Here is a 718-nt window from a genome sequence, read left to right on the forward strand (position 1 = left end):
AAGTGAAGGTGATCAAGGTGCAATCGCCGGCCTGCGGTCGTGAAGACATCGGCGATGGGCAGACGCAAACCCAATGCAATCACAGCGGACCGAATATCAAGGTTTACGTGCTCGAAGTCGGCTACGGCAAGAGCCAGCCCCAGGTCGCACTGGACGGTTTTGAAGTGAACGGCACACGTGCCCCGGTGTGTGCCTTTGATAACGGCAACCTCACCGAATGCACTCCCGGCAACAAAACCGTCGGTTCTCTTTATACCTTCGATCTGGCGGGCAAGCAGGAAGGCACTTTCACCTTCAGCAACACCTCGATCAACGCGCCACGCAATACAATGTCGACCCAGATTTACATCAAGTAACGGCTGTTGCAGCGCGATCCGGGTGAAGCTGACTACGCTTCACGTATCACCCAGCGGATAGCGCCCATGACCTTTAGAGCCCTGATTACCCTCGCCGAGGGCATCGATGATCTGCAAAGTGTGACCCTGATCGACGTGCTGCGCCGCGCCGGCATCGAAGTGGTCGCCGCCAGTATTGAAGGACGACGCATGCTGACTTGCGCGCGTGGCACGCGCCTGACCGCCGACGGCTTGCTGGTCGATGTGCTGGCGCAAACCTTCGACCTGATCGTCCTGCCCGGCGGCGCCGTTGGCGCACAGCACCTGGCGGCGCATCAACCGCTGCAACAGTTGCTCAAGGATCAGGCCAGCGCCGGACGCCT

2 protein-coding genes are annotated in these 718 nt (G+C 59.7%); both read left to right on the top strand.

What is annotated here, in order from left to right:
* A partial coding sequence (locus tag BK660_RS31510; protein WP_123436453.1) for a DUF4879 domain-containing protein occupies positions 1–356 on the top strand: 356 nt, incomplete at its 5' end.
* Positions 357–422: 66 nt separating this feature from the next.
* A partial coding sequence (locus tag BK660_RS31515; RefSeq protein WP_185045323.1) for a DJ-1/PfpI family protein occupies positions 423–718 on the top strand: 296 nt, incomplete at its 3' end.

It is taken from the genome of Pseudomonas brassicacearum (genome assembly GCF_003732265.1).
Classification (GTDB): domain Bacteria; phylum Pseudomonadota; class Gammaproteobacteria; order Pseudomonadales; family Pseudomonadaceae; genus Aquipseudomonas; species Aquipseudomonas brassicacearum_D.